Annotated in this window: 16 protein-coding genes, 1 tRNA gene and 2 pseudogenes; 9 read left to right on the top strand and 10 right to left on the bottom strand. The window is 63.6% G+C overall.

All coding sequences use genetic code 11. The annotated features are described in order from the left end of the window. The first annotated feature begins 5 nt into the window (after positions 1-5). The 5 genes and pseudogenes from selA (at position 6) to FJ974_RS11355 (ending at position 4,728) form a co-directional block, all read left to right on the top strand. A complete protein-coding gene (gene selA / locus FJ974_RS11335) occupies positions 6-1,427 on the top strand; it encodes an L-seryl-tRNA(Sec) selenium transferase (protein WP_140535702.1) in 1,422 nt (473 codons plus the stop codon). Next, a pseudogene (locus tag FJ974_RS11340) lies at positions 1,414-2,203 on the top strand (tetratricopeptide repeat protein). Before selA ends, FJ974_RS11340 begins: the two are co-directional and overlap by 14 nt. Beyond that, positions 2,200-4,029 (top strand): annotated as a pseudogene (gene selB / locus FJ974_RS11345) (selenocysteine-specific translation elongation factor); the annotation flags it as partial. The pseudogenes FJ974_RS11340 and selB, both read left to right, overlap by 4 nt. A gap of 123 nt (positions 4,030-4,152) precedes the next feature. Continuing rightward, positions 4,153-4,245: transfer RNA gene (locus FJ974_RS11350), tRNA-Sec, on the top strand. Positions 4,246-4,287: 42 nt separating this feature from the next. Further along, the gene (locus tag FJ974_RS11355) at positions 4,288-4,728 is read left to right on the top strand and encodes a hypothetical protein (RefSeq protein ID WP_140535737.1); all 441 of its coding nucleotides are present in this window, start codon (positions 4,288-4,290) and stop codon (positions 4,726-4,728) included. 458 nt (positions 4,729-5,186) lie between these two features. On the opposite strand, the gene FJ974_RS11360 is transcribed toward FJ974_RS11355, so the two are convergent. Together FJ974_RS11360 and FJ974_RS11365 are read right to left on the bottom strand one after the other, a co-directional pair. Continuing rightward, positions 5,187-6,314 (bottom strand): NAD(P)/FAD-dependent oxidoreductase, encoded by a 1,128-nt coding sequence (locus tag FJ974_RS11360; protein WP_140535740.1) that lies wholly within the window; start codon positions 6,312-6,314, stop codon positions 5,187-5,189. Between the two features lie 53 nt (positions 6,315-6,367). After that, the gene (locus FJ974_RS11365; RefSeq protein ID WP_140535743.1) at positions 6,368-7,369 is read right to left on the bottom strand and encodes an SIS domain-containing protein; all 1,002 of its coding nucleotides are present in this window, start codon (positions 7,367-7,369) and stop codon (positions 6,368-6,370) included. Between the two features lie 100 nt (positions 7,370-7,469). Between FJ974_RS11365 and FJ974_RS11370 the strand changes: the two genes are divergently transcribed. From FJ974_RS11370 to FJ974_RS11390, 4 genes are all read left to right on the top strand, one after another. Further along, positions 7,470-8,324, top strand: a complete 855-nt coding sequence (locus FJ974_RS11370; protein WP_140535746.1) for a PfkB family carbohydrate kinase — start codon at positions 7,470-7,472, stop codon at positions 8,322-8,324. Between the two features lie 168 nt (positions 8,325-8,492). Continuing rightward, positions 8,493-9,329, top strand: coding sequence for an ABC transporter substrate-binding protein (locus FJ974_RS11375; RefSeq protein WP_140535889.1), 837 nt, complete (start codon positions 8,493-8,495; stop codon positions 9,327-9,329). Positions 9,330-9,407: 78 nt separating this feature from the next. Further along, entirely contained in the window at positions 9,408-10,937 is a 1,530-nt protein-coding gene (locus tag FJ974_RS30295) for an amino acid ABC transporter permease/ATP-binding protein (RefSeq protein ID WP_140535749.1), read from the top strand. 110 nt (positions 10,938-11,047) lie between these two features. Further along, positions 11,048-12,148 carry a LacI family DNA-binding transcriptional regulator gene (locus tag FJ974_RS11390; protein ID WP_140535752.1) on the top strand — a complete coding sequence of 367 codons (1,101 nt, stop codon included), beginning with the start codon at positions 11,048-11,050 and terminating at the stop codon, positions 12,146-12,148. Positions 12,149-12,366: 218 nt separating this feature from the next. Here FJ974_RS11390 and FJ974_RS11395 read toward each other — a convergent pair whose 3' ends face one another. From FJ974_RS11395 to FJ974_RS11430, 8 genes are all read right to left on the bottom strand, one after another. After that, entirely contained in the window at positions 12,367-13,500 is a 1,134-nt protein-coding gene (locus tag FJ974_RS11395) for a substrate-binding protein (RefSeq protein ID WP_140535755.1), read from the bottom strand. 90 nt (positions 13,501-13,590) lie between these two features. Next, positions 13,591-13,863 carry a hypothetical protein gene (locus FJ974_RS11400; protein ID WP_091581466.1) on the bottom strand — a complete coding sequence of 91 codons (273 nt, stop codon included), beginning with the start codon at positions 13,861-13,863 and terminating at the stop codon, positions 13,591-13,593. 90 nt (positions 13,864-13,953) lie between these two features. Then, a complete protein-coding gene (locus tag FJ974_RS11405; RefSeq protein ID WP_140535758.1) occupies positions 13,954-15,531 on the bottom strand; it encodes an HD domain-containing phosphohydrolase in 1,578 nt (525 codons plus the stop codon). A gap of 280 nt (positions 15,532-15,811) precedes the next feature. Continuing rightward, on the bottom strand, positions 15,812-16,624 hold the full coding sequence (locus tag FJ974_RS11410; RefSeq protein ID WP_140535762.1) for an NAD-dependent epimerase/dehydratase family protein: 813 nt from the start codon (positions 16,622-16,624) through the stop codon (positions 15,812-15,814). A 3-nt stretch (positions 16,625-16,627) separates the two neighbouring features. Next, complete coding sequence (locus FJ974_RS11415; protein WP_140535767.1) at positions 16,628-17,830, bottom strand: pyridoxal phosphate-dependent aminotransferase; 1,203 nt, start codon at positions 17,828-17,830, stop codon at positions 16,628-16,630. Continuing rightward, entirely contained in the window at positions 17,827-19,446 is a 1,620-nt protein-coding gene (locus tag FJ974_RS11420; protein ID WP_140535772.1) for a hydantoinase B/oxoprolinase family protein, read from the bottom strand. Before FJ974_RS11420 ends, FJ974_RS11415 begins: the two co-directional genes overlap by 4 nt. Further along, complete coding sequence (locus FJ974_RS11425; protein WP_140535776.1) at positions 19,443-21,539, bottom strand: hydantoinase/oxoprolinase family protein; 2,097 nt, start codon at positions 21,537-21,539, stop codon at positions 19,443-19,445. The genes FJ974_RS11420 and FJ974_RS11425 overlap by 4 nt, the downstream gene beginning before the upstream one ends. Continuing rightward, positions 21,536-23,206 carry a thiamine pyrophosphate-dependent enzyme gene (locus FJ974_RS11430; protein WP_140535779.1) on the bottom strand — a complete coding sequence of 557 codons (1,671 nt, stop codon included), beginning with the start codon at positions 23,204-23,206 and terminating at the stop codon, positions 21,536-21,538. Before FJ974_RS11430 ends, FJ974_RS11425 begins: the two co-directional genes overlap by 4 nt. Positions 23,207-23,267 lie beyond the last annotated feature (61 nt).

Consider the following 23,267-nt stretch of genomic DNA (forward strand, 5'->3'; position numbering starts at 1 on the left):
GTGCGATGTCCGGTCTTCCCGCAAGCCGCCTGCGCGATCTCCCTTCAGTCGATCGCGTGCTGAAGACGCCACTCGCGGCTGCGGCGGTCGAGCGCTTCGGGCAGCAGTCCACGACGCGGGCCATCCGCGATGCGCTCGAAGAAGTGCGGGCGGCGTGCCGCAACGGGGCCGCCGTGCCTGATCCGTGCGATCTAGCCGCCGACGCGCTTGTCCGGCTCAAGGCCGCCGAGCACCCATCGTTGCGCCCGGTTTTCAACCTGACCGGCACTGTGCTGCACACCAATCTCGGCCGCGCGCTGATTGCGGGCGAAGCCGCCGAGGCGATGCGCGCCGTCATGCGCGAGGCAGTGGCGCTCGAGTTCGATATCGGGACGGGCAGACGCGGCGAACGTGACGATCATCTGCGCACGCTCATATGCGAGCTCACGGGGGCGGAGGACGCGACCATCGTCAACAACAACGCGGCTGCGGTCCTGCTCGTCCTCAACACGCTCTCGCTCGGCCGCGAGGCGATCGTGTCGCGTGGCGAGCTGATCGAGATCGGCGGCGCTTTCCGCATGCCGGACATTATGGTCCGCGCGGGTGCGAAACTCGTTGAGGTCGGGACCACCAACCGGACGCATCCCCGGGACTATCTGTCGGCCATCGGTCCGGCGACCGGGCTGGTGTTCAAGGTGCATACGTCCAACTATCGGATCGAGGGGTTCACGGCGGAGGTCCCGGCGCGCGAGCTTTCGGCAATCGCCAGGGAGCGCGGCGTGCCTCTCGTCCACGATCTCGGCTCGGGCACGCTCATCGATCTTACCCAATATGGCCTCAGGCACGAGCCGACCGTGGGCGAGGCGATCGCGGACGGCGCCGATCTCGTCACCTTCTCGGGCGACAAGCTGCTCGGAGGGCCGCAGGCAGGTTTCATCGTCGGCAGGAAGGATCTTGTTGCCAAGGTCAACCGAAACCCGATGAAGAGGGCGCTTCGCATCGACAAGCTCCGGCTGGCGGCGCTGGAGGCGACGCTGAAGCTCTATCGCAACCCGGATCGCCTGGCCGAGCGTTTGCCGACTCTGAGGCTGCTCGCGCGCCCCGCCGTCGATATTGCCGCGCAGGCCCAGCGTCTGGCTCCCCTGCTTTCCCAGATGTTGGGAGGTCAATTTTCAGTGCAGGTGATGGAGTGCCGCAGCCAGGTCGGATCGGGCGCAATGCCGCTCGATACTTTGCCGAGCGCCGGGCTTGCCCTCAGCCCCCATTCGGGAAGCGGTCAGGCTCTGGAAGCGCTTGCAGCCGCGTTGCGGGCGCTGCCTGTTCCGGTGATCGGACGGGTCGAAAAGCGGGCGCTCGTGCTTGATCTGCGTTGCCTTGAAGACGAAGCCGGCTTTGTGGCCAATCTCGCGAACTTCACTCCGGGAGGAGATGGTGGTGCGGTGGCTTGATCATCTCGCGCGCAAGCCCGCCCGGACACCTGTGGCCGTCCAGTTGGCGGCTGCCCTCGACGCCGCCAAACGGGGCGACTATGCCACAGCTCTCTGCATTTGGGAGCCGCTGGCGCGGTCCGGATCGGCTCGCGCCCCAAAACAATATCGGCGCCTGCTTCGCCGAGGGACTCGGCGTCGAGCGTGACCGAAGTCTTGCCGTCCGCTGGCTGGCGCTCGCCGCCGACGCCGGCGATCCGGTCGGGCAGCGGAACCTCGCCTCGCTCTGTTTCCGTGGCGAAGGGGTCGAACAGAACTACCGCCGCGCGGCCGAGCTCTATCGGGCAGCGGCCGAGCAGGGCGACGGACCGGCGCAGGACATGCTGAGTTGGATGCTGCTCGAGGGTGAGGTGATCGAGCCAGACATTGCCGAGGCGCGGCGCTGGGCGCTGGCAGACGCCGGGCGAGGGATCGCATCGGCAATGACCCGTGTCGGCATGCTCTATCACGATGCGCTCGGCGTGCCGCGCGATCCTGCGGAAGCGGTCCGCTGGTGGCGCAAGGCGGCATTGCGCGGCGACGCGGACGGTCAGGCCATGCTCGGCGCCGCCTGCCATCTCGGGGCCGGTGTTCCCGCCGACGCTGTCGAAGCCTATGCCTGGCTGCTGCGTGCGCGCGAAGGCGGCAGTGCTCTCGCAGGCCGATACATGGACGCGGCGCGCGCCGCGCTCACCGCGGACGATATCGCCGAGGCCGAGCGCCGCGCCGCGCTGCCGCTCGAGGAGCCCGCGCCATGATCGTCGGCACGGCGGGACATGTCGACCACGGCAAGACGGCACTGGTGCAAGCACTGACCGGCGTCGACACGGACCGGCTCCAGGAAGAGAAGGCGCGCGGCATGACGATCGATCTCGGCTTCGCCTATCTTCCGACGCCGGGCGGGGACATCATCGGGTTCATAGACGTTCCGGGTCACGAGCGCTTCGTGCACACCATGGTCGCCGGCGCCAGCGGCATCGATTTCGTGCTGTTGGTCGTGGCGGCCGACGACGGGGTCATGCCGCAGACGCGTGAACACCTGGCTATCATCGATCTCCTTGGCGTCAGGCGCGGGCTGGTCGTGCTTTCGAAATGCGATTTTGCCGACCCGGCGCGACGCGCAGCCGTTGCCGCTGACGTCAGAGCCGCCCTCGTCGGCACCGCCTTGGAAGAGGCTGAGGTCATCCCGGCCTCTACCGTTACCGGGGAAGGCATCGATGACCTTCGACGCCTGCTGTCCGAAGAGGCATCGCGCTTCGCCAGGCGCTCAGCCGCGGGGCGCTTTCGATTGGCGGTCGACCGCTGCTTCACCCTCAATGGCATCGGTACTGTCGCGACCGGCACCGTCCTCTCAGGTTGCATTGATGTCGGCGACAGCGTGGTGGTAAGCCCGCCAGGGCTTGCCGCGCGCATTCGCTCGATCCACGCTCAGGACCGCGCGGTGGAGCGCGGCCGAGCCGGAGACCGCTGCGCGCTCTGTCTGACAGGCGACGGCGTCAGCAAGGAGGCGATCCGACGCGGAGACGTGATCCTCGATCCCGCGCTTCACGCGCCGGCGGATAGGATCGACGCCGAGTTGCGCCTGCTGCCCCGCGAGCCAAGGCCGATCGGGCAGTGGTTCCCGGTGCGGCTCCATCACGCCGCGGCCCAGGTCGGGGCGAGGATCGTGCTCCTCGGCGACGAGCCTATAGCGCCGGGCGGCACGGCCAAGGTCCAGATCGTTTTGGAGAGCCCGATCGCCGCTGCGGCCGGCGACGCCTATGTGATGCGCGACACCTCCGCCCAGCGAACCATAGGCGGGGGGCGCTTCATCGACCTCAGGGCCCCGAGCCGGAAACGCCGCTCACCGGATCGGCTGACCATGCTCGAAGCATTCGCCATTCCGGCTCCGGAAAAGGCCGTCTCTGCGCTGCTCGACACGCCGCCCCGCTATCTGAACCTCGCAGCCTTCGCACGCGATCGGGCGCTCGGCGCCGGCGAGATCGCCAGCCTGATCGACCGCCTTGGCCTTGTCACGATTCCCGTCGGGGAGACGCAGTTCGTGGTCTCGTCGACGCGTTGGACCCGGTTCACGCGCGACCTGACCGCAATCCTGGAAACTTTCCATGCCGACAGCCCGGATTTGCCGGGCATCGGAATGGAAAAGCTGCGACTTCAGCTTGATCCCTGCCTTCCTGCGCCGGCCTTCGCTGCTGCAATGCGAAGCCTCGTCCGCGCCGGGCAGATTGAACTTTACGGCGCCTGGATACGGCTTCCGGGCCATCAGGTCCGTCTGGCGCCCAGGGAGGAGGCTCTCTGGCGTGAGATCGAGCCGTTGATAGCCGGCTCGGAGCGATTCCATCCCCCAAGAGTGCGCGACATCGCAGAGGAGCTTGCCAGGCCGGAAGCCGAAATCCGCAAGCTTCTGAAGCTTACTGGACGGATCGGCACGGTGCATGAGGTCGCGCATGATCACTTCTTTCTTCGCTTGGCGCTGGCCGAGATCGTCGAGATTGTCTGCAAACTGGCGGCCGAGCATGACGGGCAGTTCAGCGCCGCACAGTTTCGCGATCGTGCGGGCAGCGGGCGCAAGGTCGCTGTCCACATCCTCGAATTCCTCGACCGGCACGGCGTCACCTTGCGGCGTGGTGACCGGCGGCGCGTCAACAGGCAGCGGCTGGACCTGTTTCGCCACCAGGATGACAAAGCGCCAAAGGCCGAAGATTCTGGAGGAGCATCGTCCCCGGTGGGGCGTCCGGACTTCAAATCCGGGAAGGGCCGCGAGCCGGTCCTTGGTGGGTTCGACTCCCACTCTCTTCCGCCGTCCTGAAAATCTATCGGACCTTTCCGAGGAGATGAAGCGATGCCAGCATCCTTTCTGCTCGAACTGAGAACTTCGGCCGAAGCCGCCAAGGCTGCGGAGACGAGTTTCAGACACGAGGCCGCAAGGCAGATCGCAGCGCTGGAGCAAGAGCGCGCATTCGCCTTCAGGCGGCTTAACCTGATGCAGCTACTCGGCGATGCAATAGCCCCGGCGGAAAGCGAGGATATCGCCGTGGCGAGCGCCTTCGCCGCCTTGCGCACGCGCCTCGGCTGGAATGCAGACAGCGAGGCGCGCTCGGAAGTGATCTCGCATTTTGGCCCGGTTGCGCTGGCAATGTTCCGGGATTCGAGCGGGGACCAATCCGCCGACACCCATGCCGCCCTTGCGGATTTCGAGCACTGGTATTCCGAAACCCGGGGCTCACCGTTCTGGACCCTATTCGAGCAACAGATGCCGGACACGCCTGTCGTCGATTTTTGAAGAACGCAAATCCACGGAAACCGACGGCTGCCTTCGAGGCGCATGCCAATAGGCGTGTTCCGCGCACGTCCTCAATTTGAGCGCTGTCGGCGATCTCTTCGTCATCCTGCCGGAGCTCGAAAAGGCAATCCAACAATAGCGCACATTCCGCGGTGTCCTGATCTGCTATTCCCGATAGTGCGCGCGGTGGCGCGACGGCGTCTTTGATACAGTCAATTTCCCACGCGCGCGGTAGCCGGAACAATACGGAACGACATGGGGTGATATCTTGTTTTGGCCCACGAAAAGAACAATGAAATCAATAACATTGAGACACCCTCCCGGGCCCACCAAACCATCTGCATAAGCCACTGGCATTAAGCTTTTCGAGAATGGACCGACAGTGCAAATCAAGCCGTTGGTTCAGCATGATAGCGGTTCGCTACCCGCAGGCTAGTCGGACAATTTGACCTCGCCTCTCAACTGAAACGGCTAGCGCGGAAGGCTGCAAGCATCGGGTGCGGTTTGCCCGAGACGATTTCGTTGGCAAGCAACTCACCGACGATCAGCCCAAGCGTCGCGCCGCTGTGGCTGAAGGCAACGTGGACACCACCGACAGCCTCGACAAAGCCCAGCACCGGCTCGCCGTCGCCCGGGATCGGCTTCGGGCCAACGCCATAGCTGGCGAGTTGGAGCTGCGGATTGCCATCAAGCACGGCACTCGCTTCGTCGAGGAGTCCCCGGACGGTCTTATCGTGCACAGTGTAGCTGCCATCCGCGTTGGCCACGACTTCTTCCTCCGACCATGCCGAATCCAAGACAAGTGCGCCATCCGGCGTCGGACGCACCGCCACGCGCGGCGTGTTCAGCACGGCACGAAGGTTGGTTTTGATCGATTGGGTCTTCAAAAGGAGTGAAATCGGCGTGGCGTCGGGCACATGAACGCCGATCTCGGCGAGCATGGCAGGCGTGGCCGGTCCAACGGCAAGCAACACCGCATCCGCCTCGATCGGCGCATCGCCGGCAATGACGACGCCACGTGCGCGGCTGCCTGCAGTATCTATCCGCACACGTCCCGCATCCTGAACAAGCTTGCCCCCACGAGCGCGAAATTCGTTGAGCAGAAGATCGATCAGGGACGGCAGGTCGACCCATCCCTCGCCAGGATTGAAGATGGCGCCCTGCGGACTGATCGCACCGGCATTGACGCCCGGCGTCGCGGCACCGACTTCAGCAGGGCTGAGCAACAGGGCGTCATAGCCGATATCCTGCTCCAACCGGCAGATCGAGGCGATCTGGTTTGTGTCCTCGTCCGCATCCCAGGTGAGGCCGCCGTCAAAGCGCAGCCAAGATGCCGTTTCCGGCTTGGTGGCGGCCAAGGTGCGATAGCGATCGATACCGGCCAGCCTCAAGCGGTGATAGGCGGTGTCTGCCCGTCGCGCCGAGTTCAGCCAGGAAAGCGAACGGCCGGACGCGCCATTGGCCGGTGCGCCATTGTTGACGATGGTGACATCGACGCCATGACGGGCGAGGTGCAATGCGGACGAGACGCCAAAGATGCCGGCACCGACGACGATGACATGGCGCGGCTTTTGCGAGACGGACATGGGGAAAATCTTTCGACCAGTTGATGGGCAGGGCGGTTAAAAATGTTGCTGATCTAGTAGTCCGTCAGCTTCTTCATGTAACGCCGCCCATCGAGCATCGGCCGACCACGTAGATCTGCCAACCTGTAGGCAAAACGCCATAGAGTGTCGAAGAACACCAAGGGCGCGAGGTAGGGCTTGATGCGATCAGCCATGCCGGTGAGGTCGAGTTCCGCTCCGTCGAGAACGAGGATGTTCTCACGAGTGCCGTATTTGAAAAGGAAGTCGCGGGCGCGTTCGGCAAGCCGCCGCGTCTCGTCCAGGCCCAACATCACGATGAAGGCGGCATCCTTGTCCACCACCTCAAAGGGACCGTGGAAGAATTCGTTGGCATGTATAGGCTGCGAATCGTATCGCTGCATCTCCATCAACACGCAAATGGCGTACGAATAGGCAGCGCCATAGCTGGCGCCGCTGGCGAGTGTGTAGATTGCATCGCGCCGCGCGAAACCGGGGACAAAGGCTTGAAACCGGCTTTCATAGGTCCGGTGCGCGCGATCGATCGCCGGCTGAAGATGGCTGAGGCTCCTCAGCAGGTCTGCGGTCAACCCGGCGTTCTCCCGGGCATCGATCAGGCCAGCGAGCAGCATATAGAGCACGCCGTAGTTGCTGCAGGCGGAATCGATTGCTTTGCCGGTCGTATAGGAGGCCTGGTAAGCGACTGCGCGGTCGGCCGTGCGCGCGAGCGGCGACGTCTGGTCGAGTGTCATGCCAATCGTCGTGGCACCTCGCTCCCGTGCATGCTTGGCCGCACGCACCGTTTCCTTGGTGGTTCCTGTCTGCGAGCAAAGGATAACGAGCGCGTCAGGTCCCAAACGTCGCGGATCGCGGCAGACGAATTCATCCGCATTGTAGATGTCACAGGCCAGCGTGCCACTGTGGCGATCGGCGAAGTATTTTCCAGCCATCATGATGGAGAGCGAGCCGCCGCACGCCACGAGAAATAGATGCGAAAACCCTCTGCCGGCGGTGGCGGCCAAGGCACGTTCGACATCGGCGGGCAGGGCGGCGATCATGGACTTCCTCTTTCGTTGGCAAAGCTTTGAGGCCGGCGCGCATTGACAAAGATCGGCCTGTGTGTGAACGTTCTCACACCTATAAACTGAAAGTTCTGCCATGGTCAAGATTGCCGCGATGGGCGACAACGTAGTCGATTGCTATCTTGCTCGCGGCCAGATGTACCCTGGCGGCAACTGCCTCAACGTCTCGGTATATGTGAGCCGCTTCGGCGGGCAATCGGCCTATGTCGGGGCGATCGGCAAAGACCGGGCCGGGGACCTGATCCACGCCGCACTGATATCGGAGCACGTGGATGTCAGCCGGCTACGGCGCGTCGATGGCCCGACCGCCTACTGTCTCATAGGCCACCACGACGCCGACCGGATTTTCCTGGATTTCGATCTCGGCGTCTCGATGTTCACGCCGAAACAAGAAGATCTCGATTTTCTCTCAGACTGCCAGGCTATCCATATTGGTCAGTCCAGCGGGTTGGATGCCTGGATCCCGGATGTCGCTCGTAAATCGCTCATTTCTTATGATTTTTCAACGCGCAGGGAATCGGAACATCGAGCCGCGATCGGGCGCCATTGCTATCTGGCCTCCGTCTCGGGCGACGGTCTCGACGACAAGGAACTGGGCGCGATCGCATCCGAATTGCTGGCGTATGGTTCCAAATGGGTTCTGGTAACTCGTGGTCGAGCCGGCGCGGCGCTTCACAGCGGCTCCGCCTCCTACCGCACCCCGGCGCGACTGGTCGAACCCGTCGACACCCTGGGCGCAGGCGACACCTTCATCGCCCGCACGCTATTCGGCCTGCTGAAAGAAGAGGCGCCTCTGGAGATTCTTGGCCATGCCGCAGAGGCAGCGGCTGCGACTTGCCAGTATTACGGCGCTATCGGCCATGCGGCAGCGATCGATATAGGGAAGGTCACGTCCGAGGTCCTGCTCCGAGCGGAGCGCGTTCAAGATTAAGACGACGTAGTTTGCAAAATGCTCAGCACGATTGACGCAAGAGACAGGCGATGCTAAGTGAGAACGTTCTCATTCATCAGATCAAGTGTCGCCTGAGAGCGCCGGTTGGTGGATGGGACGTCGAGTGGGATCGCAGGCCGAGGTCGGCCAACAATGAGAGGAGAAGACATGCAGACGAATTCAAGCAGGCGCCGACTGATCAAATGCGGTCTGGCAGCAACTATTGCCCTGGTGACGGGGCTTGGCGCGTTGGCCGCGTCAACGCAGTCAAAGGCGGCCGACAATCCCTACAACCTCATCGACCCTTCGACGATCAGCGTCGGAACGATGGGCGACGCGAAACCTTATGTCTTCACCGACGCCAATGGCAATTTCACGGGCTTCGACGCTGAACTTTTCCGTGACGTAGCGCGTCGGATCGGATTCAAGGACGAGCAGGTCGTTTTCACCGGCCAGGAATTCTCGGCGCTGCTGCCATCCGTTGCGAACGGCCGCTTCGACGTGGCCGTTGCCGCCATTGGCACGACTGCGGAGCGCAAAAAGACCGTCGATTTTGGCGACGGCTATCTCGCTGGCTACCTTTCGATCATTTCGGCCGATCCGGCCCTGACCAGCAACGAGAGCACCGCCGGAAAGCGCATCGGGGTAATCCAGGGAACACTGCAGGAAATCTACGCCGAGAAGAACCTGAAGGGCGACATCGTCAAATTCCCCGACAACAACACCGCGGTGGCGGCGCTGAACAACGGAACGATCGATGGCCATTTCACCGACTACGAGTCCGCCAAGCAGTACGTGGAGCGCTATAAGAGCCTGAAGATAACGATGAATGTGCCTTCCTTTGATGCGCCAGCCGGGTTCGTGGTCAAGAAAGGCAATGATGCCTTCCGCGAGGCGCTGAACAAGGCACTGCGGGAAGCCATGGACGATGGCACCTGGAAACGGCTGCACGAGAAATGGTTCCCGGGCACCCCGATGCCGGATCAATATCTGCCCAAGAAGTGAATTCGCGCGTATTCGTTATCATTTTCCGGCCGGGTCCCGCGAGCAGCGGAGCCCGGTCGAGTTATAGACAGGCTTGATATGAGCTGGTTGGACACCTTCTCGCGCAGCTTCCTTGATTTCCAGGCGATGGCAGACGTTCTGCCAAACATGATCACGGTCGGCCTCAAGAACACCCTGATCCTGGCCCTTGCCTCGACGTTTTTCGGAACGCTGATCGGTATCGTGCTCGCCGTCATGGGGATATCGGAGAACCGCGTCCTCAAACTCCTGGCACGGGTCTACACCGATATCTTTCGTGGGCTTCCCGCCATAGTCACCATTCTGATCATTGGCCAAGGCTTCGCGCGGCTGGGCCGAGATCTGTTCGGTCCATCGCCTTATCCACTGGGAATTCTAGCCCTCAGCCTGATTGCCGGCGCCTACATCGGAGAAATCTTCCGCGCCGGCATTCAGAGCGTCGAGCGCGGGCAACTCGACGCTACGCGCACTCTCGGCATGACTTATGGCCAAGGCATGAGGCTGGTGATTATTCCGCAAGGTATCCGCCGTGTGCTGCCTGCGCTGGTCAACCAGTTCATCGGCAACGTCAAGGATTCCAGTCTCGTCTACTTCCTCGGCCTTCTCGCTTCGGAGCGCGAACTGTTCCGGGTTGGGCAGGATCAGGCCGTTCTGACCGGCAATCTCTCACCGCTTTTGCTGGCCGGCATATTCTATCTGGTGATCACCGTACCCTTGACCCATCTTGTCAACTACATCGATTCGCGGATGCGCGTCGGCAAGCGTATCGTGGCTGTGCAAAGCGGGCTCAAGGAAGTCGCCGAGCTTGCCGAAGCGGGCGCGCCGGACATTGCAAAGGCATCCGTCACGACGTCTACGCCCTTCAAGGGCGGCAGCATTGAGGTCAAGAACATCGACATGGCCTACGGCAACCTGCAGGTCCTGCATGATGTCAGTCTGAAAGTAGAACCAGGGACAGTCACCTGCCTCATCGGGCCGTCCGGCTCCGGCAAATCGACACTGCTGCGATGCCTGAACCGGCTCGTCGAATGTCGCGCGGGTGATATTTTGCTCGATGGCGAAAGCATTCACAAATCGACCCCCGACCAGCTTCGCCGTCGCGTTGGCATGGTTTTCCAGCAGTTCAACCTGTTTCCCGACCGCAGCGCGCTCGCCAACATCACTTTGGCACTGCGCAAGGTCAAAGGTATGTCGCGCGAAATGGCCGGCAGCCTGGCCAAGGCAAGACTGCAGGAGGTCGGGTTGCTGGAGCGCAAGGACCATCGGCCGGCCAATCTTTCGGGGGGACAACAGCAGCGGGTGGCAATCGCGAGGGCATTGGCGCTCGAACCTGAAGTCATGCTCTTCGACGAGGTTACCAGCGCCCTTGATCCGGAACTTGTGAAGGGCGTGTTGAATTTGATGGCCGACCTGGGGCAACGGGGAATGACCATGGTCGTCGTTACGCACGAGATGAATTTCGCGCGCAAGGTCGCGAACCAGGTCGTGTTCATGGACGAGGGCCGGATCGTCGAGGCAGGGCGACCGCAGGATCTTTTCGACAATCCGCAAAGCCCACGCCTTCGGCGCTTTCTGTCCGAGGTGCTGTAACTGCAATGGTGTGCGCAACGGCGGGTGTCGCCGTGTTCGGCCTTGCGGGGCAGGGATAACTGCCGCTAGCTCGGCGTCACGACGGGCTCATGGGCGGCGAGGATTGCTGAGTGACTGAACGATCGTCGAAGAACCCAACCATCATCGAAGTCGCTCGCCGCGCCGCTGTAAGCTCCGCCACGGCGGGGCGCGTGCTTGGCGAGTATGGCTACAGCAGCCCCGAGGTTCAGCAAAAGGTGCGCGCCGCCGCGGCAGAGTTGGGCTATCGCCCCAATCGCCTGGCCAAAGGTTTGATTACCGGCAAGACGCAGACCATCGGAGTTGTAGTCGGCGACATCGAAAGCCCATTCTACGCGAGCGTGCTACGCGGAATAGGGGATGTTGCGCGCCCGGGAGGACTCGGGGTCATCGTTACCAACAGCGACGAAAATGCTGAACTTGAACGAGAGGCGGTGCAGCTGCTGTTGGAAAAGCAGGTTGACGGACTGATCGTCTCATCGACTTTCGTGGATGAGCCAGAGCATCTTCGTGAGGCCGTCGCGGCGCGCTGCCCGATCGTGCAGTTTGATCGCATGGTGGCGGGGTTGGAAACTGATTCAGTGACCGTGGACAACGTTTCTATAACGCGTGACAGCATCGCGGCGATGATAGCGGCCGGACACAGTCGCATTGGCATATTGGCGGAACTCGGGCCGGGGGAGCGCGATGAGGTCGGCTCGTTTGTGGCGAACCTTGATCTCACGAGCTCCGATATTCGCTATCACCATCCAAGCTGGCAACGGCTGCTGGGTTATCTCGAAGCCCATCGTGCCGCAGGCATCGAGCCGGACATGCGGTTGATACGCCGCGTGGCGGTCTACTCCAGCGAGGCAGCCCGGAAGGAAGCGCTCGATCTGTTGACGATGCGCAATCCGCCGTCCGCGCTGTTTACTGCCGATGGCGTGATGTCGACGGGCGTTTTGGAGGCGACTTCCGCGTTGAAGCTCGCAATTCCTGAGGACGTTTCGCTGCTTTGCTTCGACGATCTCGACTGGATGCAATTCGTGGCCCAAGGTATCACCGCCATAGCGCAGCCGGCGCATTTGATTGGAGCGGCAGCGGCCGAACTCCTCTTGAAGAGGCTGGCGGAGGCCACGGCACCCTTCGAGCACCGTATTCTGTCGGCCCATCTTGTGGACCGCAATTCGATCGCAGTTCATGCCGGCCGGTAGTCGGCCTTCCGGGGAAGCGCTGAAGCTCCAGACATTCCGCCTAGACATTGCTTAGATCTGAATCGAGCCCGAGTGAGCGACAGCTTTGCGCCTATTAGCAGCCGTTGAGGTGAGCTTTGTCACCACGGTGACTGAAACGGCAAACTGTCGGCAGGTTGGTGGCAAGGCGGCAATCCAGCCGCCCCGACACCTGGAACAACAGTGATCGGCACCGCGGGTCACCGGGCATTGCTTGATTGGAATTCGCCTGCAAGCACGCGTTCGTTGGGATTGATCGGACCCAGGTTCTTCACGACCCGGAAACGGCCGCCATGCGCCTGCGCGATGTACATGTTCATGCGAACATGGTGCTGGCCGGGAACCATTTCGGCCGGGCCGCCCGGGCCCTCGCTGATGCGGGCATGATCGAGCGCCCGGATGACCGCGTCGCGCTCAACCGTGCCGGCTTCCCTCACCGCCGCTTCCCACATCCTGATCGCCCGGTAGTGGCCGGTGCAGCCGCTGCCTGCGGTCAACATCGCGCTGCCCGGGAACCGGTCCTCGTAGCGACGCAAGAGCGCACGGCCAAACGGATCGTCGAGTTCCTGATAGTAGTCGAGGCAGCTGTAGAGGCCCTCGATCTGCTCGGAAGGCACGAGATTGAAGAAGTTCTCGTCGAAGTAGGTGCAGACGATCTTGCCGCCGCGCTTGCCGAAACCGGCTTTGTGAAGCTCGTCGAAGAATGGCGTCAGGCCCGGCGGAACGATGGTGTTGAAGACGACGTCGGCGCCACTCGCCATGATCTGCTGCACGGTCCGCCGGAAATCGATGGTATCGAGGGGGAAATACTCCTCGCCGACGATCTCGCCGCCATTGGCGCGCACCACCCGGCTCGCGGCCTTGTTCAACAAATGCGGCCAGATGTAGTCGGCCGACGGCAAATAGAACCGCTTCGCCCCGGTGCTCTTCATCAGCCACGGGATCAGCGGTTCGACCTGCTGCGCGGGGACGGGGCCCGTGCAGAAGATCAAGGGATCGTTTTCCTGTCCCTCATACTGCTCGGTGTAGATGTAGAGTGTCTTGCCCCGCGTGACCGCCTCGCTCTTGATGGCCAGGCGGGTCGAACTGTAGATGCCGCCGACGACCAGATCGACCTTGTCGACATCGATCAGTTTCGCGGCCCTTGCCTTGGCGACGTTTTCGGTGGTCTCGCCGTCCTCGATGACGAGTTTCACCTGCCGGCCGAGTAGGCCGCCGCTAGCGTTGATATCGTCGACGAGCATGGTCGTGAGGTTGGCGTTGGCAATGCCCATGAAGGACAATGGGCCGGTGAGTTCGGCGATGAGGCCGATCTTGATGGATTTTGGGTTCATTTTGGTTCTCCGATTCGCGGGTTCGTCTTCTGAGGTCTTTGTCGGGCGCGCGCCGCTGCCACACGGCAGGCGGCGCAAGCAGTGTGGACGTCAAGCCTCGTAGTGGCCGAGCAGGAGTGCCGCCTGCGGCTTGCCGACATGGCCGGCCTCTTGCAGGATCGCCGGTACCTCCGGATCCGAAACGAAGTTCTTCCAGCCCTCGGCGTCCCAGTCGAAGATCGCCCAGACGCGGTCGGGCTCGCTGGGGTCGCGGAATACGGTCGCACCGTTCGAGCCGTGCAGCCGGCGCTTGTCGGCGCCCTTGGTGGAAAAGATACGAATGAAGCGGTCGACGTCCGCCACCTTGGTCGTTGCGAGAAGCATCTGATTTCCTCCTGTCGGTCGCGGCCACCATTGGTCCGTCGACAGGGTCACGATGCGCGCCTCGCAGCGGGCGCGCATGGGGTGGATTCCCTATGCCTGCGTTTCACCCGGCCGGACAAGCCCGTGCTCGACCGCGTAGAGCGCGGCGGCTGCGCGGGTGGTCACGCCGATCTTGGAATAGACGCTCTGGATATGGTGATCCGCGGTCTTGGGTGAGATATCCAGCTTCCGCGCCGCCTCCTTCGCGGTGGCGCCGGCGGCGATCAGGCGCAACACCTCGATCTCGCGCGGCGTCATGCCGGCCAGCGGCCGGGGCAGCGCACGGCGCGACGGCTGTCCGGCGAAGGACAGTACAGCCTCGGCGGCGTCGGAACAGATACAGCCCTCACGAACGGCAGTGCGCAATTGCGCCGCCGCCGCCTCGCTGGATAACGCCTTTCTGTGCGGGCGCTCCTCGCGCGATGTCTGGAACGCTTCGGCAGCGGCCAGAATCCTCGCAGCCGGGGACAGATCGGAGCCGCCGACCTTGCGGTGGTATCCCGAGCCATCCAGGCGTTCGTGATGGCGCAGCACGAGCCCGCCCATCGCATCGCCGTCGCGGCCGAAGGAAGCCAGTGCCCGCTCGCCGTAATAAGCGTGCAGTTGTGCCGCGTCGCGTTCTCGCACCGACAGCGGACCATTCCGCATCCAGGTCGCCACCGGCACCACGAGTTCGCCGATGTCATGGATGCAGCCCGACCAGCGCAGCGCGCGGATGTCGGGGATGGGCAGCCCGATAGCCGCCCCCGCACCTTCGGCCAGTTCCGCTACCATCCGCGAATGGCCATGGGTGAACGGCATGCGCATGTCGATCATGTCGGCGATAGCGAGGAACGCCTCGTCGCAAGCCGCCTCATCCAACGTCACCGGCGGATCCGGCTCCAGTGCCAAAATGGTTTCGCGGTCGACCGTCGCGCCGATCCCCTCCATCAGCGCGGCAGCGTTGGCGGCGACGAGTCGGGCCAAGTCCCATTCGTATGGACCATCGCCGCGACTGGCAACGGTTTCGGCCATCGCGTCGATACCGACGGCATCGCTGAGCGCAACCACATCCTGCGCCAATGTGATCAGACGCACGGCCGGCAGCACATCCTCGCCGCTCAGCCCACGCGGCAGACCCTTGCCGTCCCAACGTTCGTAGATCTGTCCAAGATTGCGCCGGATCTCTTCGGACAGGCCGAGCCGCTCGCCGATCCGCTGCGCGACCTCGCAATGGGCTGTCAGCACCGGGCGGGCCACCGCCAGCGCCTGCGACATCGCGGCCTCGATCGCCCTGGCCTGCGCGTCAGGCTCAAGATCGTAGTAGAATCGCTTGAAGGCCTGCACGAAGACCCTGCCCAGTTCCGCACGGTTGCCCATGTCGAGACCGACAAGATCCCGGCGGAGCGCGATTTCGTCACCGAAGGTGGCCGCCAGAAGATCCGTGTCGGCATTGCAGCCGACATAGCGAAGCATCGACTGGTGGTATGCATTGCGCCGAACCTGTTCGGAAAGGCCTGCAAGCTCAGCGATCCGCATTGCCAGCACGCAGGATTTCAGCGCGAAGTCGCGAGAATGGCCCGTCGCAAGGTCCGACGCATAGGCGAGGACCATCATGAAATCCGCCCGGCGGATCGTGACATCAGTCATCGCCCACCTCCCGGGCGCATGCTAGTCCCGCGTCACGTAAATACCTAGCGAAGATTTCACGCTCCACGCGCTATGTAGCGACGGCAACGATATGCGAAAGAGTTGCCGCTTAATCAACCGCCCACGCGACGTCTCCAAAGGCTCGCGATCCGGACATTCAGTCTGCGAACAACGGCGGCGTTGGACCAGGTTTTGCTCGCGCCAGCTTGACCGATGGCATGCTTGCGCTGCGCGCTTGGAACTATTGTTAAGCCGCGTGGCAGCCCACGGTCCTAGGACGTCATTCTTGCTTGTCGTCGGGGTGCCCAAGCTCGCAGAACCAGCCGCCGAGATATTTTACGGATGGCCTGGTAGGATCGGGCACAGGCGTCTTCGCCTCGACCGCGGCACGGAATGGCTCGGCGCTGTCCTGCGCGATGAATCCGAGGTGGTCCGCGCCGCTGTTGTCGACCATCTTCAGCTTGTTGTCGGAAATGCCGTAGGAGATGGTGTGGCCGACGCGCGGGGCGGTCAGCGATGCCTCGACCAGGCGCACGCAGTCGGCGAAGGAGAGATATGACCAGAGCATGCGGCGGTCCGCCGGCTCTGGGAAAGACGAGAAGATGCGCAGGCATGCCGTCTCGATGCCGAACTTGTCCCAGTAGAGGCGGCTGAGGCTTTCGACGAAGTTCTTCGACACGCCGTAGAGGCTGTCGGGGCGCACCGGCGCGTCGACGCCGATATGCGCCTCGATCTCGTGATAGCCGATGGCATGCACCGAGGAGGCATAGATGACGCGCTTCACGCGGTGTTTCCGGGCGCCTTCATAGATGTGGTAGGAGCCGCGGATGCTGGAATCGAGGATCTTCTGCCATTCGCATTCGAGCGGCGCGCCGCCGAAATGCACAATGGCATCGCAGTCCTTGGTGGCCGCGATCGTCGCTTCCATGTCGGCGAGGTCGAAGACCGCTTCTTCCTCGTGAGGGGCAAGATCACCGAACGAGTGGCGCCCCGCCAATCGGATCGTTTTTGCCAGCGGCACCAGCCCCTTGCGCAGCTCCGAGCCAAGTCGGCCGGCGGCGCCGGTGATCAGGATACGTTCGTAATGCGGCATGTTCTACTCCACTAGCGCGACGGCGCCATTGATGCGCGAGATCGCCTCGCTCAGCACGTCTTCTGCGGTCGCGGTCGAAATACGGAAATAGGGTGAAAGTCCATAGGCGACGCCGGGCACAGACGCCACGCGGCCCTCGTTCAGCAGGTAATTCGCAACCGCCATATCGTCTTCCAGCACGATGCCTTTTGGGGTCTTGCGGCCGATCAGGCTGGCGCAGCCGATATAGGCATAGAAGGCGCCTTCCGGTGGCGAGAGCGTCAGCCCGTTGATCTTGCGGATCCCGTCGACCACCAGATTGCGGCGCATCTCGAAGGCCTGGCGGAAACGCGCCACTTCGTCCTGCGGGCCGTTGAGCGCGGCAACGGTCGCGGCCTGCGCGATCGAGCACACCGAGGTGCACGATTGGCTCTGGATCGTCGACATCGCCTTGACGAGCGGCGCGGGTCCCGCCGCATAGCCGACACGCCAGCCGGTCATCGCGTAGGATTTCGACACGCCGTTGACGATGAGCGTGCGATCCTTGAGCTCAGGGCAGGCCTTGCCGAAGGAGACGAATTCGCGCCCGTCGAAGAGGATGTGCTCGTAGATCTCGTCGGACAGGATGAGCACTTGAGGATGCCTGGCCAGCACCGCGCCCAGCGCCGTGAGATCGGCCCCGGAGTAAGCCGCGCCGGAAGGGTTGCCCGGCATGTTGAGGAACAGCCACTTGGTCTTCGGCGTGATCGTCTTTTCCAGCAGCTCCGGCGTCAGCCGGAAGCCTGCGGTCTCCGGGCATTCGACGACAACAGGCGTGCCGCCGAGCAGCTTCACCATTTCCGGATAGGAGACGAAATAGGGCGCCGGCAGGATCGCCTCGTCGCCGGATTCCAGCGTCGCCATCAGCGCGTTGAAAATGATCTGCTTGGCGCCGTTGGCTACGACGATGTCGTCGGCCGTACAGTCCAGCCCGTTCTCGCGGCGGAACTTGCCGGCGACGGCTTCGCGCACCTCGGGCGTGCCGGCGGCAGCCGTGTAGAGCGTCTGGCCGGCCTTCGCTGCGAAATGCGCTGCATCGATGATGTGCATGGGCGTCGGGAAATCGGGCTCGCCGAGCCCGAGATCGATGACGTCGACGCCCTTGGCACGCAGCGCCTTGGCGGCCTGCGAGGCAGCCATGGAAGCGGAGGGCTTCACCACCGACAGGCGCGAGGCAACATAGCTCATTTGTCTTTCTCCGAAATGTAACCCTTGGAGCGGTCATTGGCCCGCGCCGCAGCGCCGCGCCTGGCCGGATCGCCATAACCGCCGCCGCCCGGCAATTCGAGGATCAGCCGGCGGCCGGCCGGAACATGCTGCCAGCCCTTGGGCCGCATCCTCGTGCCATCGTCGAGCTTGACCACGCCGGCGACGCCGGGCTCGCCGCCATTGCGGCCGCGCGGCGGGTGATTGACGCGGTCGAACATGGCCGAAAAGTCGAACTCGTGGCCATCGGTCGCCGCGATCTCGATGACCTGGCCCAGGCCGCCGCGGAACTCGCCGTCCCCGCCGGAGTCCGGGCGTAGCTCCTTGCGCCAGATCACGATGGGGCCGGTATGCTCAGTCGCCTCGATCGGCATAGTGTGCACGCCGGAAGGGAAGGCGGTCGCCGACAGCCCGTCGAGCTCGGGTCGCGCGCCCATGCCGCCGGAGTTGAACATCAGCACCTCGGCGCGCCGGCCAGGACCGCCCGCGACAGGACGTACCGAGATGTGGATGTTCCACAGCGCGCCGGCGCCTTCGGCGAGGATCTTGCCGGGTAGGGCTTGCGAGATCGCGCCCAGCACGAGGTCGGGGACCATATGGCCGAAGATGTGCCGGAGCGCCACCGGTGCCGGCCGCACGGCGTTCAGGATGTTGACTGGCGACGACACGGTGAAGAAGGCGAGCGAAGCGGCGTTGTTCGGAATGTCCGGTGCCACCACGCATTTCAGTGCGTAGCAGGCATAGGCCTTGCTGTAGATGATCGGGCAGTTGATGCCCCAGCGGCTCATCGGGTCGGTGCCGGTGAAGTCGACCTCGACATGGTCGTCGCGGATCGAGACCGTAGCCGCGAGCTTGACCGGCTCGTCATACCCGTCGGTGACGAGTTCGTTCGACCAGCTTCCCTTGGGCAGCGCCTCGATGCGTTCGAGCATGGCGTCGCGGGTGCGCGAGAAGATGAAGTCGCCGAGCCCGTCGAGCGAAGTGAGGCCGATCTCTTTCATCATGTCGACGAGGCGGCGATGGCCGACTTCATTGCAGGCCGCAAGCGAATAGAAATCGCCGACGACTTGGTTAGGTTCGCGGACATTGGCGCGCAGGATCCGGACCAGGTCGAAATTGACCTTACCCTTCTCGGCGAACTTCATGATCGGGATCTGGATGCCTTCCTCATAGACCGACTTGCCGTCGGCGCCGAAGCCGCGGCCCCCAACATCGACCACATGCGCGGTACAGGCAAAGAAGGCGACGAGCTCGCCATTGAAGAAGGACGGCGAGACCATGGTGATGTCGTGCAGGTGGCCTGTGCCCAGCCAGGGGTCGTTGGTGACATAGGTGTCGCCCTCGAACATGTTGTCGCGAGGGATTTCGTTCATGAAGTGCAGCACCGCTTCGGCCATGGTATTGACATGGCCGGGTGTGCCGGTCACCGCCTGCGCCAGCATCTGGCCGCGCGGGTCGAACACGCCGGCCGACAGGTCGCCGGATTCGCGCACCGAGGTTGAAAACGCGGTGCGCAGCAACGTGAGCGCCTGCTCCTCGACCACCGAGATCAACCGGTTCCACATGACCTGCATGCGGATTTCACTGATATCGCTCATGCCTGGCTGCCTTTGCGGATCAGAAGGATGGCGCCGTCGCTCTGGATGACGGCGTCGAAGCTGGTGGTGACGACGGTCGACGTCTCGCGCTCGACGATGACGGCCGGGCCCGCGACTCGATCGCCGGCGCAGAGCGTCTCGCGCTCGATGATGGCATGGGTCTGCGGTGCGCCAGTCGCGGCATCGAAGACCGCGCGGGTCGTTGTCGGTTGGCTGGTCTTCTGGCCGGCGATGAGCTGGTGTCTCGTCCCAACGGGCCGCACATCCGTCGCCTTGACCGACCAGGTGACGATTTCGATCTCCAGCCCATCGAGCCCTTCGATGGCGCGGCCGAAGAAGCGCTGGTAGTTCTCCTCGAACAACCCCTTGAGCTTTGCCACGGCATCGTCGCCGAACGGTTCGTCCGCCAGCGGCACGGGGATCTCCCAGCCTTGGCCGGCATAGCGCATGAAAGCGGTGATCTCGCAGACGATCCTGCCGCTCGCGCCGGTGCGCACGAAACCTTCGGCGGACGCCTTGAGGTCTCCAAGCAGGACGTTCACCTCGGCCGGCTTGAACCGCGACAACCGCGTCAGCCTCGACGCCAGCGCCTCGTAGCCGAACGGAGCCTTGAGGAAGCCGATCGCCGAGCCGACGCCGGCGCCTCTCGGCACGATGCACTGATCGATGCCGAGCTTTTCGCAGAGCCTTGCTGCGTGAAGCGGAGCCGCGCCGCCAAACGCGATCATCAGATTGTCGGAAATATTCTTGCCATTCTCGACGGCATGGACGCGCGCGGCGTTGGCCATGTTCTCGTCCACCACCTCGCAGATGCCGAAGGCCGTCGACATCGCATCGAGCGACAGGCGCTCACCGACGTCGCGCATGATCGCCTGCTCGGAGGCGGATGTGTCGAGCCGGATCGCGCCCCCGGCGAAATTGTCGGGATCGAGCTTGCCGAGCACCAGGTCGGCGTCGGTGATCGCCGGGCGCCTGCCGCCGCGGCCATAGCAGGCGGGGCCGGGCTCCGAGCCGGCGCTCTCCGGTCCGGTCTGGATGCGGCCCATGGCGTCGACCCAGGCAATCGAGCCGCCGCCGGCGCCGATCTCGATCATCTCGATCACGGGGATGGAGATCGGCATGCCCGAACCTTTCGAGAAGCGATAGGTGCGCGCCACTTCGAATGTCCTGGCGGTGCGCGGCGCGTAATCCTCGATCAGGCAGATTTTTGCGGTGGTGCCGCCCATGTCATAGGAGACGACCTTCTCCAGCCCGAAGCGCTTGGCTATGTCGGCGGCAAAGATGGCGCCACCGGCCGGTCCGGACTCGACCAGCCGTACGGGAAATTCCGATGCGGTCTCCACCGAGATCAAGCCGCCGCCGGAATGAATCATGAAGACCGGGCATTCGGCGCCCATATCCTTCAGGCGCGTCTGGAAACGGGCGAGATAGTCAGCCATCTGCGGCCGCACATAGGCGTTGGCGCAAACGGTATTGAAGCGCTCGAACTCGCGCATCTGCGGCGAGACTTCGGCGCTGATCGAAATCGGGATGCTGAGCTTGTTGGAGAGGATTTCGCGGGCCCGGTGTTCATGGTCGGGGTTGGCATAGGCGTGGATGAAGCCTATCGCCACCGAACCGAAGCCGCCGGCCGCGATCCGCCCGGCGATGTCTTCCAGCGCTGCCTCGTCGAGCGGCTGCAGTTCCTGGCCTTCGGCGCCGATGCGGCCTTTGACGGTGAAGCGGTCCTCGCGCGGGATGAGCGGCGTCGGCAGTTGCAGGTTCAAGTCGTACTGCTCGAAACGGTTCTCGGTTCGCATCTCGATCACGTCGCGAAATCCTTCGGTCGTGACCAGCGCGGTCTTGGCACCTCGGCGCTCGATGAGGGCGTTGGTCGCCAGCGTCGTGCCGTGGATGATGATGCCGATGTCGGCAAGCGAGATGCCGGCTTCACGGGTGACGATGGCAATACCGTCGAGGATCGCCTGTTCGGGCGCCGCATAGTTGGTCAGCACCTTCGTCGAGTACAACGTGCCGTGCAGGTCGAGAGCGATGTCGGTGAACGTGCCGCCGATGTCCGCGCCGAGACGGATGTCGTCAGTTCTGGAGGTCATGCCTTGGCCTTCTGGGAAGCGAGCGCGGCGTCGCGCATCTGGGACAGGGTCTGTCGCGGCGTGAGCGCTTCCGCCGAGATCGCGATGTCGAGAACGGCACCGGTGGTGGACTTTTGCGCGCGGTCGAACGCTGCCGCAAAATCCTGCGTCGCCTCGACCCGCTCGGCGTGGAAGCCATAGGCCTTCGCCAAGGCCACGAAGTCCGGGTTCTCAAGCGAGGTTCCCGAGACGCGCGTCGGATAGTGGCGTTCCTGATGCGCGCGGATCGTGCCGTAGATGCCGTTGTTGAGGATCAGCACGATCGGCTGCGCGCCGGCCTGCATGGCTGTCCCGAGTTCCTGGCAGTTCATCTGGAAGTCGCCATCGCCGGCAAAGCAGACCACCGTGCGCCGCGGGTACGCGACCTTGGCGGCGATCGCGGCCGGCAAGCCATAGCCCATCGCGCCGGACTGTGGCGCAAGCAGCCGCGCCTCCGGTCCGAACTTGAAGAACTTGTTCGGCCAGACGGTGAAATTGCCGGCGCCATTGGTGAGGATGACGTCGCCCGGCAGGGTCTCGCGCAGCCAGGCGCTGACCGCGACCATGTCGACCGGCCCGGGCTGCACGGGCGCAGTGAAGGTCCCCTCATAGGCCTTGCGCGCCGCTGCGCGCCAATCGGCCCAGGCGCCTTTGATGGGGGCGAGCGCCTTGGCGAATGCGTTCGGGCCGGCTTGAATGCCGATGGTGGGCACATAGATTTTGCCGATCTCGCGATCGGACGCATGGACATGGATCAGCTTCTGGCGCGGTTCCGGCACCGATAAAAGCGTGTAGCCATCCGTGGTCATCTCGCCGAAGCGGACGTTGACGGCCAGGATCACATCGGCATCGCGGATCAGGTTTTTCACATGCGGCACCATGCCGACGCCGGCCTCGCCGACGAAGACGGGCGAGTGATTGTCGAACTGGTCCTGGTAGCGGAAAGCGGCGACGACCGGGATGTCGGAAGCCTCGGCGAAAGCCTGGAGGGCCGCGCGTCCATCCTCCGTCCAGTTGGCGCCGCCCATGAGCAGGACTGGCCTCTCGGCAGCCGCCAGCAGCGTGAGCGCCGACGCGATCGCATCCGGGGCAGGCGCCGGTTCGAAAATCGCCGCGGGCCCGCTGAGTGGAGCCGCCTCGGTCATGGTGGTCAGCATGTCCTCGGGCAGGGCGACCACGACGGGGCCGGGCCGTCCCGTCAAGGCGGTGGTCCACGCGCGCGCTACGATCTCGGGGAGCCGCTCGACGTCTTCGATCTCGACCGCCCATTTGGCGACGGTGCCGAACATCGCACGGTAATCGATCTCCTGGAACGCTTCGCGCCCTTTCATGTCGGTGCCGACCTGACCGACGAACAGGATCATCGGCGAGGAGTCCTGCATTGCCGTATGCACGCCGATGCTGGCATTGGTCGCGCCCGGGCCGCGGGTGACGAAGCAGATACCGGGCGATCCCATCAGCTTACCATGGGCCGAGGCCATGAAGCCCGCGCCGCCTTCGTTGCGGCATAGCACATAATCCAGTTTGCCTTCGGTGTCGTGCAGCGCATCGAGGACAGCGAGATAGCTTTCGCCGGGCACGCCGAAGCTCTTGGTCGCGCCCAGGGCGATCAGGCACTCGACAAGAAGGCGGCCGCCATTGCGGATCATGCTTCAACATCCTCTTGAAACTGGCGGCCGGACCGAGCCTGCCTTTTCAGATTCATACCTG

This window comes from Mesorhizobium sp. B1-1-8, assembly GCF_006442795.2.
GTDB lineage: Bacteria > Pseudomonadota > Alphaproteobacteria > Rhizobiales > Rhizobiaceae > Mesorhizobium.